The sequence below is a fragment of the Parvularcula sp. IMCC14364 genome, assembly GCF_030758415.1.
Classification (GTDB): domain Bacteria; phylum Pseudomonadota; class Alphaproteobacteria; order Caulobacterales; family Parvularculaceae; genus Aquisalinus.
The window spans coordinates 2,481,747-2,499,211 of record NZ_CP132334.1 but is presented as its reverse complement, the minus strand read 5'-3'; the positions used below and the strand labels follow the sequence as shown (position 1 = coordinate 2,499,211).

10 protein-coding genes are annotated in these 17,465 nt (G+C 55.9%); 2 read left to right on the top strand and 8 right to left on the bottom strand.

The features are described from left to right. Window positions 1-36: 36 nt before the first annotated feature. The gene (locus RAL90_RS11525) at window positions 37-459 is read right to left on the bottom strand and encodes a SufE family protein (RefSeq protein WP_306250744.1); all 423 of its coding nucleotides are present in this window, start codon (window positions 457-459) and stop codon (window positions 37-39) included. A gap of 61 nt (window positions 460-520) precedes the next feature. Next, window positions 521-1,435, bottom strand: coding sequence for a hypothetical protein (locus RAL90_RS11520; RefSeq protein ID WP_306250742.1), 915 nt, complete (start codon window positions 1,433-1,435; stop codon window positions 521-523). Between the two features lie 319 nt (window positions 1,436-1,754). Here RAL90_RS11520 and RAL90_RS11515 point away from each other — a divergent pair, with 319 nt between their 5' ends. Further along, window positions 1,755-2,954: a PAS domain-containing sensor histidine kinase gene (locus tag RAL90_RS11515; RefSeq protein ID WP_306250740.1), complete on the top strand. Its 1,200-nt coding sequence runs from the start codon at window positions 1,755-1,757 to the stop codon at window positions 2,952-2,954. A 2-nt stretch (window positions 2,955-2,956) separates the two neighbouring features. On the opposite strand, the gene RAL90_RS11510 is transcribed toward RAL90_RS11515, so the two are convergent. The 4 genes from RAL90_RS11510 to RAL90_RS11495 form a co-directional block, all read right to left on the bottom strand. Further along, on the bottom strand, window positions 2,957-4,249 hold the full coding sequence (locus RAL90_RS11510) for an NADH:flavin oxidoreductase/NADH oxidase family protein (RefSeq protein WP_306250738.1): 1,293 nt from the start codon (window positions 4,247-4,249) through the stop codon (window positions 2,957-2,959). Between the two features lie 82 nt (window positions 4,250-4,331). Next, a complete protein-coding gene (locus RAL90_RS11505; RefSeq protein WP_306250737.1) occupies window positions 4,332-5,585 on the bottom strand; it encodes a TolC family outer membrane protein in 1,254 nt (417 codons plus the stop codon). After that, a complete protein-coding gene (locus tag RAL90_RS11500) occupies window positions 5,578-8,721 on the bottom strand; it encodes an efflux RND transporter permease subunit (protein WP_306250735.1) in 3,144 nt (1,047 codons plus the stop codon). Before RAL90_RS11500 ends, RAL90_RS11505 begins: the two co-directional genes overlap by 8 nt. Continuing rightward, window positions 8,718-9,866: an efflux RND transporter periplasmic adaptor subunit gene (locus RAL90_RS11495; protein ID WP_306250733.1), complete on the bottom strand. Its 1,149-nt coding sequence runs from the start codon at window positions 9,864-9,866 to the stop codon at window positions 8,718-8,720. The genes RAL90_RS11500 and RAL90_RS11495 overlap by 4 nt, the downstream gene beginning before the upstream one ends. A gap of 129 nt (window positions 9,867-9,995) precedes the next feature. Here RAL90_RS11495 and RAL90_RS11490 point away from each other — a divergent pair, with 129 nt between their 5' ends. Then, window positions 9,996-10,628 carry a TetR/AcrR family transcriptional regulator gene (locus tag RAL90_RS11490; protein ID WP_306250731.1) on the top strand — a complete coding sequence of 211 codons (633 nt, stop codon included), beginning with the start codon at window positions 9,996-9,998 and terminating at the stop codon, window positions 10,626-10,628. Window positions 10,629-11,447: 819 nt separating this feature from the next. On the opposite strand, the gene RAL90_RS11485 is transcribed toward RAL90_RS11490, so the two are convergent. Both RAL90_RS11485 and RAL90_RS11480 read right to left on the bottom strand, forming a co-directional pair. Beyond that, complete coding sequence (locus tag RAL90_RS11485) at window positions 11,448-14,417, bottom strand: SNF2-related protein (RefSeq protein WP_306250729.1); 2,970 nt, start codon at window positions 14,415-14,417, stop codon at window positions 11,448-11,450. Beyond that, on the bottom strand, window positions 14,417-17,383 hold the full coding sequence (locus tag RAL90_RS11480; RefSeq protein ID WP_306250727.1) for a hypothetical protein: 2,967 nt from the start codon (window positions 17,381-17,383) through the stop codon (window positions 14,417-14,419). Before RAL90_RS11480 ends, RAL90_RS11485 begins: the two co-directional genes overlap by 1 nt. Window positions 17,384-17,465 lie beyond the last annotated feature (82 nt).

Sequence of the window (17,465 nt, the reverse complement as noted above, 5' to 3'; positions counted from 1 at the left end):
TGTTAAAGGAGATGAGGTTGGCATGTGCAGCTTTCGTCAGGCGCTGGTCTGAGCACGAATACGCTCGATCATTGAGACAAGTCCGTTAGAGCGTTGCGGCGTAATGTGGTCCTGAAGATCGAGTTTGGCCAGCTCGGCTTTCGGGTCAATGCGGGCAGCATCAGCTTTTGTCTGCCCGTCATAGAGCGCAATCAGGAGCGCGATCAGGCCCTTGACGATATGTGCATCACTCTCGCCACGGAATTTCAATATGCCGCCATCAACGTCATCAAATGTCAGCCAGACCTGGCTTGCACAGCCACGCACCTTGTTCGTATCGGTCAGTTCTTCATCCGACAGCGGGGCAAGCTGCCCGCCAAGGTCGATGATATATTTGTAGCGCTCCTCCCAGTCATCGAGAAAGGAGAAATCATCTATGATCGTTTGAAAGTCAGGTATGGTCATCTCTGTCAGGCTCATCAAAAAAAGCCGCCCGAATAGCGGACGGCTTTGTCAGATATAGGGCTTTTTTGCTCCAGCGCTAGCGGGCACCTGCATTGGCGACCCAGCCGACGCAGGAAGAAACTTCGCCAAGACCGTGCTTGCCAATACAGAATACTTCTTCTGTGGAGGTGCGGGTGGCAGAGATACATTGGTCCAGATTCAGTTTCGCAGAATAGTAGCAGCGACGGGTGTTTTCACTTTTGGCATAGCCATTGACGATCGAGTCCGTCAGGTCGCCTACGGAATATCTGGCAGCCAGAACAAGCGCACGTGTCATGATTGGCCGGGCCTGCGCATTGCGGATAGGTGTCGCCACGCTGGATGACCAGGCCGGGCCCCACATCCGGTCAAACTGTTGCAGGCCGGGTGTGCGCACGCCGCCAGCCATAGTGGCCGGCAGTACAGGCGTTGCCATGCGTGCCCGGGAATAGGAGTAGTTTTCGGCTTCATAAAGCCGTGTCGGGCCATCACTGCTGAGTGCCCGTTTGGCCCAGCCCTTGTTCTGCATGGCATAAGCTTCGCTGATATAACGCTGCCCGATCCCTTCGATATAGGTCGCATCCTTGGCAGACATCATCCGGATCGCGTCCACAGCCGCTTCAGCGCCCGGCAGGTTGCGGATGGACGTAGGGTTGGAGCGCAGCTCGGCAAGAAAGCCTTCCCGGTCTTGCGCTACGCGAGCCTGGATGGATTCAACAAAGGCGGGCGTATCCGCCGCAACCAGAGCCGCATAGGCGATCCAGCCGGAGGAAAGGTCTTCCGGTGTATGAGAAGCAAGCCGGTTATGGGCATCACGCGAGACATTAGCGTTGTCGATCGGGGTGGCATCAACAATCTGCGCGTCATTCCGGAATTCGATATATTTGGCGGCGCGGGCCTCCAGGGGCGTAATTTCAGGCTGCACAAGTGTCTGCGCGCTCGCAGCGCCGAAAGCGGCGACGGCGCAAGTCATTGATGCTATTGCTGATTTTATCATTCTGGCGGGAGTTACTCTTCGGGTCTGCTGAAAAAAATCCTGCTGCCTGTCTGCCCTGCCTGACATGAATGTCTCCTTACGCTTGCCTAAACTCAACTGACCCCAAACACGGGTACGATGATTAACACATTTCGGGGAAAGTGAATCACTGAATTTGGCTTTAACAAAAAATTTATCTGATACCGGCGGGCCCGTCCTTGAAAACGCAATAAATACAGGCACTTCGCCCACTCAAAAGAATAATCCGCGGCTCTTTAGGAAGCATTAACATTTGTTGGTCAAAGGTTAATCCAAGATGATCAGGGCTGTTAAAAGTATACTGCCTTTCGCATATCCTGACCGGCTCTGGTCAGGTGACAGCGATGACGTGATCGCGCTGCACCGGCCGGATGGCAGATTGACCCGGGTCTCTGAATCCGTGCGCCATCTCCTCGGCCACACCCCTGAAGACCTGAACCAAAAATCCCTGACCAACATGCTCGCGCCTGCAGACCGCGCGCGTGTCATGTCGCTTTTCGCAGAAGTTGCGGAAAAGGGATCAAAGGGCCGGACGGAATGCCGATTCCTGACAGCGGATGGCCGCGTGCGCTGGACGGAAATTGCCGTCTCGGCAGACCGTGCCGGGCGCATACGCAGTATCATCCGGGATATCACCGATCGCCGTCAGCGCGATCTCGCGCTCCACGCCGCGCGCGACAAGGCAGAGACAGAAGCAGATTCCAGAGCCGGTTATCTCGCCGACCTTAGTCACGAAATTCGCACACCACTCAGCGCCATGATCGGATTCGCCGACATGATGCGCAACGAGACATTCGGCCCCGTCGGCCACGATAAATATGCCGAATATGCCGACCTCATCCACAAAAGCGGCGAACACCTTCTCTCGCTCGTGTCGGATCTGCTCGACATGGCGAAACTGGAAGCGGGCAAATTTACCCTCGATAAAGAGCCCGTTGATCTGCAGAACCTGATTACCGATTGCGTTGAAATCAGCAGGCTGGGCGCCGAAACTGCAGGACTGGATCTCAATGCCGATATAGCGCGTGATCTGCCAGCGGTTGTTGTTGATGCCCGCGCGGTGCGTCAGATCCTGCTCAACCTTCTGTCCAATGCGATCAAGTTCACCCGTCAGGGCGGCATTACTGTGCGCTTGCGTTATGATGAAGACCATCTCTGGTTGTCTGTCAGTGATACCGGCATCGGCATGAGCCGCGAAGCGCAGCAGCGCATCGGCGCACGCTTTGCTCAGGCGCATAAGGAAGGCGTGCGCGGCGCTAAAGGCACTGGCCTCGGGCTTGCCCTCTGCCACGCCCTCACAGAGTTGCATCATGGGGAGATGCGGCTGGTCAGCGAAGAAGGCACCGGCACACGCGTTTCAGTCTGCCTGCCACGTATCGATGCTCCTGATGCGGATGCTGCAACAAAGGACGATGCCTTTGCTGCGCTGGCTACAGCCTTGGATACTCAACTCTCCACAGAGAAAATGGCTGGCTGAAGCTACCGCCCTTTCAGGGCTTTTGCGGCTTTGGCTTCGTGGCTTTGATGTTTGATAAAAGCCGGGAGAAGGGCCATTTTGCGCTTAGCGGGAAGGCCATCTGCAAGTCTGAAAATGTTCTGGTAGAAAAAAGCCATCGCGCCAAAGCCGTTCAATGCCTTGATCAGCGGAATGCCTGAACCCGGGCCCAAAATTCCAGGACCAATGGCCAGCTCCTTTTCATAAGAGTGGGCGCTTGCAACGTCCCCTGACAGTAACTGTTCCGGCAATGCCGTATCTACGCATAATGGTCGCCCGAGACCGATCACGTCAGCAGCCCCGCTGGTTAGCGCCTCATCCATACCGGCGCGGGAGCGGAAACCGCCCGTCACCAACAATGGCATGGTGGCGATTTCGGCAATTCTCTCGGCATAGGCGATAAAATAGGCTTCGCGCGCTCTGGTTGAGGCGCTGATGCCTTCTTCAAAGACTGGCTCCATACCTTCAATGCCCATCATTCTGGGTTGCTCATAGTTACCGCCAGAAATCTCAAGCAGGTCAATACTGGTATCGTTCAGCCAACGGACGACCTGCAGGCAATCCTCAAGGGAGAAGCCACCTTTCTGAAAATCGGATGAATTGAGTTTCACAGAAATGGGAAAATCGGGACCGACTTTATCGCGCACGCTACTGACGATACGCAGAAGCAGTCTGGCGCGATTTTCAAGGGAGCCGCCCCATTCGTCACGGCGCAGGTTCGTCAGCGGGTTCAGGAATTCAGACACCAGATAGCCGTGCGCGGCATGGATTTGCACGCCTGTAAACCCTGCCTCCTGCACAACACGCGCTGCTTCCACAAAACGGTTGATAACGTCTTCAATATCTTCCGCGCTCAACGCGCGCGGTCGGCCAAACTGTCCGCCAGGCAAGGCCAGTTCGATGGCAGAGGGACCAACAGGTTCAGTGGCCACGATCTTCGGTGACTGGCGCCCGGCATGGGAAATCTGCGCCCAGATATGTGCGCCGTGCTCGGTTGCTGCCGAGGCATAACGTCCAAGGGCGGCCATCTGTTCGGCAGTCTGCGGACCGTCAATCGCCACATTACCGGGCCTTTCGAGATAGCGCCGGTCGACCATGATATTGCCCGTCAGCAGCAGACCGGCACCGCCGCGGGCCCAGCGTTGGTAGAGCGTGACATGACGTTCCGTGGCCCGGTTATGGTCATCGCCGAGGCCTTCAGTCATGGCCGCCTTGCACAGGCGGTTCTTCAGGGTCGCCCCACAAGGCAACGTGATCGGGTCGTTGATAGCGGTCATGGGCAGCACTTTCTGTTGCAGTGTTTGTGCGCAATCACATAATCGCAATCAAGGGTATTTATGCGGATTTTCTCAAGTCTGGTTAAAGTGCACCAATACGCCTGCTCAGCGAATACCTGGCGACAATCAGATCTCGCTCGGCACTGATGCGGGCAACTTCTGCATTGGCCAATTCAAGGTCTGCATCCAGAATATCAAGGCGTGTCCGTTGACCCACCTTGAATTCTTCGGTCACTCCCTTGCGGGCCTCACGCGCCGCTGTTACCTGTGCCATGCGTGCTGACAGAACTGATGCGCTGCTGAGTGTGTCGCTGAAAGCCGAAATGGTCTGTTCCCGAATGATACGATCTGTTGCCAGAACACGGTTGCGAGCTGCGGATGATCTGGCTTTGGCGGCGCGTGTCTGTGCGTCAGTGCTGCCGCCGTTCCACAGGGCCATACGGCCGGTCAGGAAGACGCCATATTGCTCTGCTTCTCCAAGGGCTTCACCAAAACGCTCACCATCGGCATAGGCGGCACGGGCTTCAAGCCCGATTTGTGGCAGGCGGGCGCCGCGCGCTTCCCGGATGGCGTATCTGGCCGCGTCCGCTCTTTCTTCTGCGGTTGCCAGATCAGGGTTGTCGCGCAGGGCGAGCGCAATGGCTTCTTCAAGTGAGGCTGGCTGATTTTCTGGCGCAACTGGCAGGGCAAGCGCGGCGCTGGCCTGTTGCCCGAAAACGCGCTGATAGGCAGCTTCAGAACGTGCGAGGGCTCCCGCTGCTGCCACACGCTCAGCTTCTGCAAGCGCAGCTCGGGCTTCTGCCTGTTTCAGGTCCGTGATGGTTGCCAGTCCCAGCTCGCGGCGTGATCTGGATTCTGCAAGACGCTCCTGTGCCAGAGTTTCGTTCCGCTCCCGGACAATCAAAATCTCCCTGTCGCGGACCAGATTGGCTGTTGAAATGATACCGGCGAGGAATATATCCTGCCGCGTCGCTTCGGCATTGGCTTCAGCGGCATTGCGCAAGGCAGCAGCTCCGCCAATAGCGCCTGAAACGCGCCCACTGGTAAACAAGGCCTGTTCCAGTACAGCGGCCGCACTGTTCGGGTTGCGCGTCCCGCTGAACTCTCCAGGGATGCCATCAATCCGCAGGGTTTCTTCCAGTGTTCCACTCTGTCCTTCGATGCGTATTTGCGGCAGCAGGGCACCGCGCGCTGCGCGCAGGTCAGCTTGTGCGGCATCGCGTTCAGCTTCTGCGGCAGCAATTTCCGGATTGGAAGTGGCGAGCGCCTCAAGAGGATCAATGGTTTCAGCAGACGCTGATGATCCCAGCACTAACAGATAAGCGAGTTCAAGCATGGAGTGCTCCTTCAAGGCTGATTTTGGCCGGACGCCCGTCTATGAAGGCACGCACAGGACGCCCACGTGTCACAACCAGAAAGGCCTGGGGCACAAAGAAGAATGAGACGATCGTTGAAAGCAGGACGCCGCCGGCAATGGCGGTCGCAAATGGTGGCCAGAAGCCACCTTCCGAAAGGATGAGAGGCAGGAACCCGGCAAAGGTCGTGAGAGTCGTTGAGGTGATATGACGGGCCGTTTCAAGGACGCCGTCACGGATCGCGTCAATATCACCGGCAACGGCTGCCGGATCATTCCTCAGCCCCGAGAGGATAATGATGGCAGCATTGATTGCCACTCCCATCAATCCCATCAATGCAATGATTGGCTGGAAGCCGAAAGGATAGCCAAAGACAGTCAGGCTCAGCATCCCTAGACCCATCGCAAATCCTGCAACAGCAAATACGATTATCATGAGGCGGAAGGAATTAAAGGTGAGTACAATCGTGGCAATGGTTGCAATGACAATCAGGCCGACCGAGGCAAGCAGGTTGCCCACGGCATCAGAGCGCGCTTCGGCATCACCGCCGAACCCGTATGAATAGCCGGGGGGCATAGTGAAATCCCGCTCTGCGGCCAGTTTCTGAAACGCTTCCACAGCCGTCGAAGGCAGCGCATCAGGCCGAACATAGCCGGAGATACGGTTTACGCGCTCTGCCTGGTAATGTGTAATCGTGGCCGGGGCAGGGCGCAGTTTCAATTCACCCAGACTGCTGACTGGCGTTGCCGCAATCGCCTGCCCGGCGGCGGCAGGGTTTGTTACGGTGATGGAGCCGACTTCATCAAATGTGCGCCGGTACTGATCACTCAGGCGCACTATAACGGGAATTTCTGTTTCCCCTTCAATAATGCTGCCCCCCTGAGCTCCCTGCAGTTTTGATGACATGGCACCGGCAACCTGTCCAAGGGTCAGGCCTGCCTGCCGGGCGCTGTCTTCATCTGCTTCAAGCCATAATTTTGGTTGTCCGCCCGGTATGGAGGCTTCTGTAGCAACGATTTCCGGTATCTCCGCAAAAATGGCCCGTGCCTGTTCGCCCAGTTCCTGCAGTGTGCCGAGGTCGCGGCCCGTGATGCGCAATTCCACCGGCGCCTCCGTTGGTGGCCCCTGAACGATTGTCCGTACAAGGACCTGCACATCCGGCAAAGCACGCTCAAGGGCGTCCTGCATCTCGCTCTGGATTTGCTTGAGGCCTTTGAGAGAGCGGGTCGTCACCATTGCCTCGGCGTAATCCTTGGCACCGTCAGTATTCATGATGACATTATAGTAAAAGGAGGGAGCTGAAGAGCCGACAAACCATTCGGCGGAGACAATCTCGGGATGCGCTTCCAGAACGGCATCCGCTATTCTGGTGGCGGCGACCGTGGCTTCAATGCTGGATTGAGGGGACAGTTTCAGCTCAACATGAAACTGGTTTCTGTCTGCTTCCGGAAAGAACTGGGATGGCAGGGTCGTTACTCCGATGAATCCCAATATCGGGAAGACCATCGCTGCCATCATAGAAAGGCGTGGTGCCTTCAAAGAGAGTTTGAGGACAGATGAAAAAGCGCTGCCAATGAAAGGGACAGTCAACCCCACACCCCCGGGGTTGGCGTCTGTCGCGACTTCTGGTTGATGTCGCGGTTTGCGCAAAATCAATCCTGCCAGTGCAGCAATGACGGTAATCGCGATCAGATAAGAGGAGATCAGCGCGATAATCACACTGTCCGCAATGGGGCCGACAAACTCGCCGGCTGGACCCGGCAATAAGGTAATTGGCAGGAAAGCAAGCACGGTCGTAATCGTCGAGCTGAGCAATGGCACCCACAGACGCTCCACAGATTCAGCCACGGCCGCCCGGGCACTCAGGCCTTTCGAGAGGCGTCGGGCGACAGCATCAGAGACGACAATCGCGGCATCAACCAGCAGACCGAGCGCAACAATCAGTCCGGTAACGGACATCTGATTGATGGGCTGACCGATCAAATTCATCATCATCAGAGAGGCAAGCGCCGTCATCGGGATTGCGAAGGTGACAAGCAGGGCCGAACGGAATCCAAGGGTAAAGAACAGGATAATGACCACCAGTCCCACACCGAAAAGCAGGTTCAGAATCAGAGTACCGAATCTTTCACCAGCGTATTCTGCCTGGTCAAAGATGGTGCGCAGTTCAATCCCTTGCGAAAGATCGGAGTCGAATGCGGCCAGTTCCTGGCGGACCTGCTCAGACCATTGTCCGACCCGAAGGCCTGTCTGCATCCGCGTACCGACAACGACCGCTGCGCGCCCGTCCACATAGGCAAGGTTGCTAGCGGGTGAGACAAGGCTTCGGCGCACTTCTGCGATATCACCGATACGGATGATGCCTGAATTTTCAGAAAATGACACAGGGATACTGCGCACCCGGTCCAGCGTGTCGAGTTCGCCGCGCACTTCTATCGGGTAGACATTGGTCTCCCCGAAGAACTGACCGGCTGATCCTTTTGAGTCAGCATTGGCAATGACCCGGGCTATAGCGCGCTCATCAAGGTCAATGGACTGCGCAATATCGCCTGCCAGTGATACTTCTATTTCCTCGCTTGAGGTACCGTGTATGGCAACATATTCTGTTCCCGGTACATCGCGCAGGCGTGACTGCAGTTCTTCAGCTGTCCGCTTCAAAATCAACCGGTTCGGATCACTTTCGGCATCCCAGATCAACGCCGTGATGACAGTGTAGGCATAGCCGCGATTATCAATAAATTCCGGCTCCAGCGCGCCTTCGGGCAACCTTGCAGCAGCATCAGAAACCGCATCGCGAATTTCAGAGAAGGCACCTTCGGTATCTTCCACGAGATCGTTCAATACAACGGTGACGGAGGAAAGGCCCACGCGTGATGTTGAGTTGATTGTATCAATTTCCGGAATTTCGCGCAGTTCGTCTTCGATACGCTGGGTAACAAGGCGTTCAACTCTTTCTGCGCCAGCCCCGGGGAAGGGCGTCAGGATAGTGGCGGCCCGATTGGTGATCTTCGGATCTTCTTCCTGCGGCATGGTGAACAGCGCCGTCAGTCCACCAACGAAGATCAGCAGGATAACAAGCGCCAGTGCCCGAGGCGCGTCAAACAGGAACGGTCTCATGACGCCCCCGGCAATGTCGTTGCCGTTTCGACAATCGTCACGCGCTGACCTGGCACAAACCTGAATGGTGCTGCCGTGACAACGCGATCACCTTCTTCAAGTGTGCCCGTCACAAAGACACGCGAATCTCCGATATGGATTATCTCCACATCCTTGCGTGCAATGATCTGGTCGTCGTTTTCATTGTCTATAACAATGTATACGGACCATAATCCGCGATAGCTTTCATTCAGCGCTGTTGCAGGCACCCATATGCCCGTGGCAAGGCGCTCCTCATCCAGTTTCAAGCGCACCAGCCCGCCGGGTACAAACCCGGGGTCTTCGGTAATTTCAAAGCGTGCCGTTACGGTTTGTGTGGAACTGTTGATCGCGTCACCAATCCCGGTGAGTTCTGCGTCAGCGAACAGGGTTGCTGCTTCCAGTGTGTGGGTATCACCGATGCGCATTCTGGCAGCAAAACTTGCGGGAATGCCGATCAGGGCGTCCAGTTTGCCGCTGGCATTGATCCGCACAATGGGCTGGCCCGAATTCACCGTTGCACCACTATCCACATAACGCTGGACGACAACCCCGTCGAAGGGTGCGCGCAAGACGGCATCGTTCAGATCCTGCCGGGCTGTCGCGAGGGATTGTTCGAGCTGGCGGGCGCGGGCGCGCAGGGCATTTCTTTCCGCTGTAATGTCGTCAAGACTTTGTTCGGTCGCATAACCATCGCCGACCAGACCTTCGATACGGCTGATCGTTGCCTCGGCTCTTGTCAGGGAGGCAGCGGCTTCATCCAGGGCAGCCTGCAATTCCCGTTGTCTGTTGCGCAGGCGTACCGGGTCAAGCTGCGCCAGTGCCTGTCCAGCCGTCACGCGGTCTCCAATTCGGGCGCTGACATCTGCGACTTCACCGGCAACCTGAAAGGCCACGTCAGAGACCTGCGCTGCTTCGATCCTGCCGGGGAAGCGGCGTGACGCGCTATAGCGATCCTGAATTTTTGCGGTTTCGACGGCCACCGGCAGCGGGCTGGCCGTTTCAGTATCTTCGCCAGCATTCAGGGAGAGGATGCCCGTCCCCATCAGGGCTGCCATGGCAACAATCACCACAAAACTGAGAGACCACAAAGTCACTCGCTGCAATGTCTTCAAAAACCCACGCATGGCATTATCCCTGTTTGGCGATCGTCAATTTATGATATATGACAAATAATGAAAAAAGTCACAAGTCATAATTTGAGATGACACAGACAGCGATTATGGATAGTGTCCCGCTCTTCTTGGAGATTCAGAATGCCGCGTGTAAATCTAAGTGAAAGCGAAGCCCGGACCCTGATTTTGGACAAAGCGAGAGAGCTTTTTCTCGATATCGGGTATAACAAGACAACGGTCGCAGATATTGCCCGCGCCTGCGGTTTCAGCTCAGCCAATGTGCATCGGCTCTTTGGTACCAAAGGCGCCATCAACGAAGCGATTGCCGAGCGCATGTTGACGGAAAAACTTCAGGACGTGCGCAGCGCCATCGCCAGAGAAACAACAGCCCGCGGTAAACTTGTTGCCGCGCTCAGCACCGTACATCAGAGCACGCTGGAAACATTCACAGAAAAAAAGCGCGTTCACGACATGGTGGCATGCGCCATAGACGAGCGCTGGCAGGCAATCCGCCGCTACCGTGTTGCCTTGCTGGACATCACCCGCTCAATCGTCCGTGAAGGAATGGAGAGCGGCGAATTTCAGGTTGATGATCTCGAAGCTGCGGCCATGGGTGTGCATATGAGCATCTTCCGCCTGTGCCATCCGGTGCTGGTTGTGGAAATGCTGGGGGAGCCGGATGAAGGCCACATGGACACGCATATCGACTTCATTCTGAAAGCCCTTGGCGCGACCCGCGCCGGGCAGGTGAAGCATTCTGCAATAGCTGAATAATGAAAAATGGTGCCCCAGGGGCGGCATCTAAATAAATAAATAATATATTGAAATATATAGAATATATAGAATTTAGTATATGAACGTACCCCCATTTATACCCCCAAAATACTTTTCGTGCCTATTAAAAATCCAACCTCGGCTTAAAACGAGCGTCTATATACGCTCAAAGATTGGGTCCTTAATCAAGGGTTGCTGCTCAATAGGGGCTTCGTCAACTTCATCAACCCTTATGCCTTCAGCCAGATAAATCTCGGTTTCGGGCACCTTCGGTGTGATTTCTTCCGGCGAATATCTCCTGCCTCATATCTCCCTCGAAGCAGCCGTTTGTTTCAGGGGCAGTCCAATGGTCACAGGATTGGTGCAGCGAGTCCAGTAAGCGCATATTATGCATCATTTTATGTCAATTTTTCAGTGACCGACTTGCACAAGTACCGAGTGGTGTCTGCATGCTACATTTCAAGGCATCCCGCCGACAAATCCGCTCGTGTCTGACCTTGCCACAAGGCAGATATGGACGCCCACATGGCGACAACCCTGTCGAGGGCATGACAGGTTTTTTGCCACCTCATCCAGATAGACATCCCGGTGCATGACTTTGATTATCAACCGTGTCGGTGACTCCTTCCAGGTATGCCTGCAAAGGATGCACTCGCATTGGCGCGGATCGACACGCCTGCTTGGTTTATCGTTCGTTCTCGCCAAAACGGATCCTGCCGTACCTGTTCGACCGTCTTGCATTTGGCCTCATGCAGGCGAGGTTCCCCGAAAACTAATGCCATGAAACGATAGCGCTTGAGTGGTTTTTTCCCTCGCGGATTAAGTTTCCGAGACGAGAGCAAGAAGGATGCCAAGTGGCTCAGGGGATTTGGGATGAATTCTTCCGGAACCAAATTCTTGTATGTAGGCTGAAGCCTCGGAACTCATGAGCCGTGCCATTGATAATGAGCGCTCCAACGCTGCTACCTGACCCTGCCAAAGCTCTACTGGGCCACTTTCGGGCGGAGAGCTTCTACGACGTTCAAGTGCCAGTTCCCTGTTTAGAATCTCGGCCTGGAAGTGTCCGAAGATTTGCATGGCAAGGTACTCAAGAGCAGGACGGGAACGCTCCAAGGTCGCAGATTGATAACTTTTCGCCTCTGTATTAAGTTGACTGAGATGGCTAGACCTCACTGTGCGCGCAACCTCTGGCCTCTCAAGCGCAGATAGCGGCGTTTTTCCACGAGCCACTGCATTGTTGGTAGACGACGTTAACGGCTGCAGGCAAAGGTCGAGTTGCTCAGTCGATAATCCGGTCCAGCCATCCTTCCCTTTGACGGAGCCGATGCGCAACATTTGCGCCGGCACTTCAAGCCGCACCCTGCGCTGAATTGAACGCAACAGGACCTGCAAATGCCGACGGTCGGCGGTTAGCGACTTCCTTTGAGCTTCAGTCGGTGCCGACGCCAAGATCTCATTTGCAGCGGGCGACCAAAGTGGTGGCAGAAGCTCGTCGGGAAAGGGATCCAGACTAACGACAGTCGCTATTACTATCGGACCGATATCCCGTGCTGGATGCCCTTCTGGAAGCCGCACGCTCGTCTGGACAACTGGCTTCGTGAGTCCAAATTGTTCCATGACGCCGGTCGAGTAACCGTGAACCAAAGCATCATGCAAATCGCCCCCGTGATCGAGAAAATGCAGTGGGCGAGCGGATTTCGAACCCTCGGCGGATCGCTCGCCATCATCAGTGAAAACGCCCTTGCGCGGAGGAGCGGTAATTGCTGAACGCCGGTAAATGAAAGGTACATGCCCCGTCATCCAGTTGTCCCGAGACGCTCCCGGCAGCAAGAATGGGCTGTCACCTGCACGCCCTCTCTCGCCAACTCCGTGGTACCAGATTGTCTGGAAGCCGTATCCGTCCACTTTGTCGACACGACCTCCCACATCGAAATCGGTCGAACTCGAGATTGCCCTGAGCCATGCGCCTATCGCGCGCTCTTCCTTGCGTATCGGCGTATCATTTGGACGCGCTCGATCATTCATCATTGCGGGAGCTGGGCAGGGCTGCTCATGCCAACTTTCGTATTCTGTCGACGCCCGCCTCAGTGTGAAGGGATCAGCTGACGCCAAGCGAGTATGCAGACCTGTCCCCTTGCCAGCGAGCGGTGATACGCCACGAGTTATTTGGCGTTTGATTGCAGCTTGGCCTAGTGAAGCTTGAACCTCAGTCAACTCGGACGGAGATAATGGAGGAAGAGGTGAATCGAAAACTCCAAGGGACGAAACCAAGTCGGCAATTGCTGCTTCTTGCGAACCTTCAAGCAGGATCCGCCAAATCTCAATTGTACGCTTGGCCCCCTTTCTATCACCTGTGGAACGGAGCCGGTCGACTCGACCGATCAACTGATCAATACTGTCAACCTCCCAAGGCAGAGAGAAAAAGATGATGCCTTGTGCGACGTGATGAAGATTGAGCCCTGCTTGCACCCAATCCCCCACAAGTAACAGGCGGCTGTCCCCGGACAACATAGGAGCAAGTGTCTCTTGAATTTCTCTCAGGTTGGTCACGCCTTCGACGTCTGTCGAAGCGGGACGGCGCAAGACCGAGATCGCATCCGCAAGATCGGGAAAGTAGCGAGGCAGCGCTGTCTTCAGCATATCGATGGTCGGGTTGTCACCACATACAATGATGAACGCCTTGTCCGGATTCCCGCCCCACTGAGCTGAGAGAATATCGAGGAGCGCGTCCAGGCGGCTGTCTCCAGGGTTCTCGAGCGAAGCAATACGCGCCTCTTCCGCCATCTTGCCGAGAGTGCCGCCACGCGTGGTCAAATCAGCCAAGACCGTACGAGCAGCCCTTGCGCTTCGCAGAAGAGCTTTGGCTGACGTCCATGCCGAACCTTGAAGTCCCTGCTCGGGATCGGCGTCCTGGAGAAGCATACCGGCAATTTCAAATCGCAACCGCTCCGGCGCCAAAGGCTGAATTCGGATTTCGTGGTTCCTTCGTTTAGGAAGGTACTCGCCCCAATCTGCGCGTCCATTTCGTATTACTCGCCGTCCCGCCCCTGCTCGAACGAAGCCACAGGTTCTTTCGAGCAAATCCTCTGGGTTGCGTATCGCTGAAATGGCCTGCGCCTCGCGATCTTCCAGAATCTCGTCAAGCGGTCGGCCCTCGATTCTGGCGCGAAAGGCAGCTTCAGGTTCGATCATCCGCAGAATGGGATCGCGCCACGAGGGATCGCCAAGTCGGGGTGTGGCCGACAGTACCAGCACCTGTCGAAACTCGTCCGCAACTTGAGACACGAACTGGATCGCATCGCGTGGCATGGTTTGCGGCTCGTCCACGATCAGCAAATCGAAGACAGTAGGGTCAGCGCTGATAGTACGTGCTTCCTGTCCACTTCGAGTCATAAGATCACGCGGTCTGGCCAGCGTGATTGGCGAAGTCTCGTCATCGCTTCCATCAATGGTCCCGGCTATCGCGGGCATTACGTGACCGCGAATCCAAGCCTCCTCTTGCCATTGCGACAAGAGATTGTCCGGTGCGATCACGAGAGTTCTGTGCGACGAATCTTGCCATCGCAAGGCATTGATTATCATCAGCGCCTGGACTGTCTTCCCGAGGCCGACCTCGTCAGACAGCAAATGCCGAATATGGCTGTCGCCCAGCACCCGGCGTACGGTCGCAAGCTGATGAGGTAACGGATCGGCGGCTACACCGAGAGCGCCTCCCAAGCCAATGCCAAGAGCGGATGTTTTGCGACGTAGAGCCTGTAGCCCGTTTATGAACCGCAGATATTGATCCATTACATTGGGCTCCCGTCTGGCATGTCCAACAGAGCCAGTTTTCGGCGGAGTGCAACGTAGCGGACAGCGCGACTGGTCTGTATGTCTGAAAGGCCCTTTGCCAGAAATCGGGGCCACTCATCTGCTTCGATCATCGCTCGCGGCGAAAGCCACAATTGCAGCATTGTCCGCAATTCGGCCCTACCAAGCCATCTAAGCCCCGGTCGTCGGAAGGCATCGACGTGGCAGGAGTCGAGCAGATCGACAAGATCATCCTCGGTAAGTTCAGCATACCAGGTATTCGTCAGTGCCTTCCACCGCGCTTCTGGCAGGATAAGGTGCCGGAACATTGGTAGAAGCGGGATGTCCCGAGCGCGTTCCAACGCCTTGCGCCATGTCGTCGAGGAACGGGCCATGTCGACCTCTTCGAACGCTTCGCGACCGCCAGCTTGTACGTGTCTACGCAGATCCTCATATGCATCGATAACCGCGAGATCTAGGTCGCCAGCAAGTTCGTCGTCCAATCGGGCCAGTGCGTCTGTTATATCGGGTACCGTTTCCCTCAGACGTGCGATCAGCCGGTCCCGAAGAAAAAGCTGGTCCGAATTGGATTCGATCTCTGGCAGATCCTCGCCTGAAACGAGACCGAGTGCCTCAGCACTTCTCAAAAGTGCGCCGTGTTGAGACAGGATCGAAAGATCGATGCCGGATTCGAGCTTGCGCCATGCCACGCCACAGAGCAACTCGATCAGTGTTTCTTCCAGGGATTCAACAACCGACCAGCGTCGCCAGTTACCGAATTGATCGCTCGCTTGGGCGAGTTGCCATGCAACATTGGCACGCGCAAGATCAATCAGGCCAACGCCATTATTCCGCGAGCTTGCCTCTCGCAAAAGCGCAGGAATTGAGGTGGAATCGGCTTCGTGCATACCAATGTGAAATTCTGACCTCTCTGAGATGATCAGGCCTGACGCTAGCGCCCCGTAATCTATGGCATCGGGGAGAATAAGCCGAGTGCCTGCAGGGACGATTTCTGACGTACACGGGATCGGAGACTGCAGGGTTGCAACCATGGAAGGCAAAACCCTGCCACCTTCATTTGTACTGATCCACTGATCCAAGTCCGTGTCATGGTGAAATTCGCGGTGCATTGGAGGAAGCGAAATGCTGAGTTGCATAAGACCATGAACATCTACTGTCAGGCGCAGGTCGGAAAGGCCTGCGGAGCCTTCAGCCAGCTGCGCCCGCAGCGCTCGAATTAGGGGTGAGTGCCCAGTTATTCGAGCAGGAAGTCGGTCAATGACACCCTCGGAAATCACCTCGGGTACCTCGGCCGATCGGAGCCGTAGCCTTACCGGGACTTCCTCAAGGTTGAGCGGTGCCGTAATCCTGATTTCCAAACGCCCAGCCTCCAGATCGGAGATATTGGCGTTGGTGGGAATAATACTGATCGATGCGGGCTCCAGGTCGGGTGGCTCGACAACTTCGAACCCAACTCGATCATGGTCATCGCCATCTGCAGGTCCAACCCAGTGCCTGCCTACACCAGGCTCAAAAACGGACCAGTCATCCTCTTGGAGATGGAGCGTTTCGCTGGCAGGCTGAACCCCGTCGAGCAGCAATGTTCGATGTGTCAAGCTCTGCGCGGCAAGTACTGGAACGCCACGCAGAAAACTATTCTGAGCACCCGACATTAACAGACCGAGAAGTGGTAGCGACGGTGCCTTATCGGAAACCTTGAAGCCATTTCGTCGCAGCAGTTCGACATCAGCTCCCGAAGATGTCTCAAGCCAACGAAACTCTGGCGTGCCATCGCGGTCGATCCGCAGCAATTGGAGCATTGAGGCATTTGGTGCAAGGGCTTCGTCCGGAAAGATGGCGCGGGCAGTCCGTTCGCCCCGCTCGGTGAGGAAGAAAGCCGATTGCCGGGGCTGCAAACTCTCAAGCGCCTCATAAGCGGGACCTTGCTCGACATGTGCTGCATCGCCACGGGATAGAGGGTCGGTAGGCATTCCGGTGAACTTGCCTAGCCCGATTTCCCCACCGGCGAGAAATGAACGGAGCGCGATGGTCTGATCGCTTCCTGAAGCCCTTATCCGGTCTCCCTGAATACGCAACGCGGCGATCACCTCATCACGTGATTGGGACGGCAGCGCAGGCCCTCTGACCAGAAGCTGCTTCGGCACGCTGTCAACAAGCGTGATTACGAATTGAGACGGCGCAATCGCGGTAACACGAGCTGATCTTCTTGCTGCAGCCTTGCGCGCTTCCGAAATTGCGCGATGTGAACTGAGGTCTTTCCTTATGTCATTGTCAATCCGCTGCAGGATACCGTGAGAAAGCCAGCCTTCTGCATCTGGCGCAAGAAGACGCCGCATGACCTCTGCAGCAATATCTTCCTGCTGCAACCAGTTCTCGAATCGACGACTGGCGTGCCCGGCAGCCAGCATTTTGAGATACTCAAGCAGGCCATCCATGTTTTCCGCCGAGATCCCCGCTCTAACGGATCGTCTCAGGGCATCCGTCAACTGCGGCTGTATCTCCAGCGGAACTAGCGCGTTGCCAATCGGCCAAGCGATATGCGGGAAATGACGCTCCCAAGGACTGTCACCCGGCCTTACCAGTCGAAAACTCCGATGTCCCAGATGAAACAAGCGGGACAATCCTGAACGGAACGCCGACCCGGCTTCCACGCCGAGTTCCTGAGCCAAGACCGGCCAGAAATCGGTACCCGTTCCACGGTACCGATAACCCACCTCAGTGGCCATGACGAGAAGTGGCAGATAGCTCCAAGACCACGCAGCGCCTTGTAGCTGGGGATCGGCTTCAAGCTGACCAGAGACTGCCGTTCTCAGCCCTTCCAGTGCGGCTTCGTCAAGGCCATGCTCAATTGCAAAAAGAGGAAGCTGGCCTCGCGCATCGGCAAGGTCTGCGAAATGATCGGCAAGTGCCTCATGTCTGTCTTTTAGCGCATTGCCGATATACATTTGTATTTCCCGAACTCGCCACTCTGTTGCCGAGTTTTAGTCCCATAAAGAATTTCACGGCACGATATAACCGTGGCAAGGT

Coding starts and splice junctions, on each gene's coding strand:
- RAL90_RS11525 (WP_306250744.1), bottom strand. CDS start 459: ATGAGCCTGACAGAGATGACCATACCTGACTTTCAAACGATCATAGAT.
- RAL90_RS11520 (WP_306250742.1), bottom strand. CDS start 1,435: ATGACTTGCGCCGTCGCCGCTTTCGGCGCTGCGAGCGCGCAGACACTT.
- RAL90_RS11515 (WP_306250740.1), top strand. CDS start 1,755: ATGATCAGGGCTGTTAAAAGTATACTGCCTTTCGCATATCCTGACCGG.
- RAL90_RS11510 (WP_306250738.1), bottom strand. CDS start 4,249: ATGACCGCTATCAACGACCCGATCACGTTGCCTTGTGGGGCGACCCTG.
- RAL90_RS11505 (WP_306250737.1), bottom strand. CDS start 5,585: ATGCTTGAACTCGCTTATCTGTTAGTGCTGGGATCATCAGCGTCTGCT.
- RAL90_RS11500 (WP_306250735.1), bottom strand. CDS start 8,721: ATGAGACCGTTCCTGTTTGACGCGCCTCGGGCACTGGCGCTTGTTATC.
- RAL90_RS11495 (WP_306250733.1), bottom strand. CDS start 9,866: ATGCGTGGGTTTTTGAAGACATTGCAGCGAGTGACTTTGTGGTCTCTC.
- RAL90_RS11490 (WP_306250731.1), top strand. CDS start 9,996: ATGCCGCGTGTAAATCTAAGTGAAAGCGAAGCCCGGACCCTGATTTTG.
- RAL90_RS11485 (WP_306250729.1), bottom strand. CDS start 14,417: ATGGATCAATATCTGCGGTTCATAAACGGGCTACAGGCTCTACGTCGC.
- RAL90_RS11480 (WP_306250727.1), bottom strand. CDS start 17,383: ATGTATATCGGCAATGCGCTAAAAGACAGACATGAGGCACTTGCCGAT.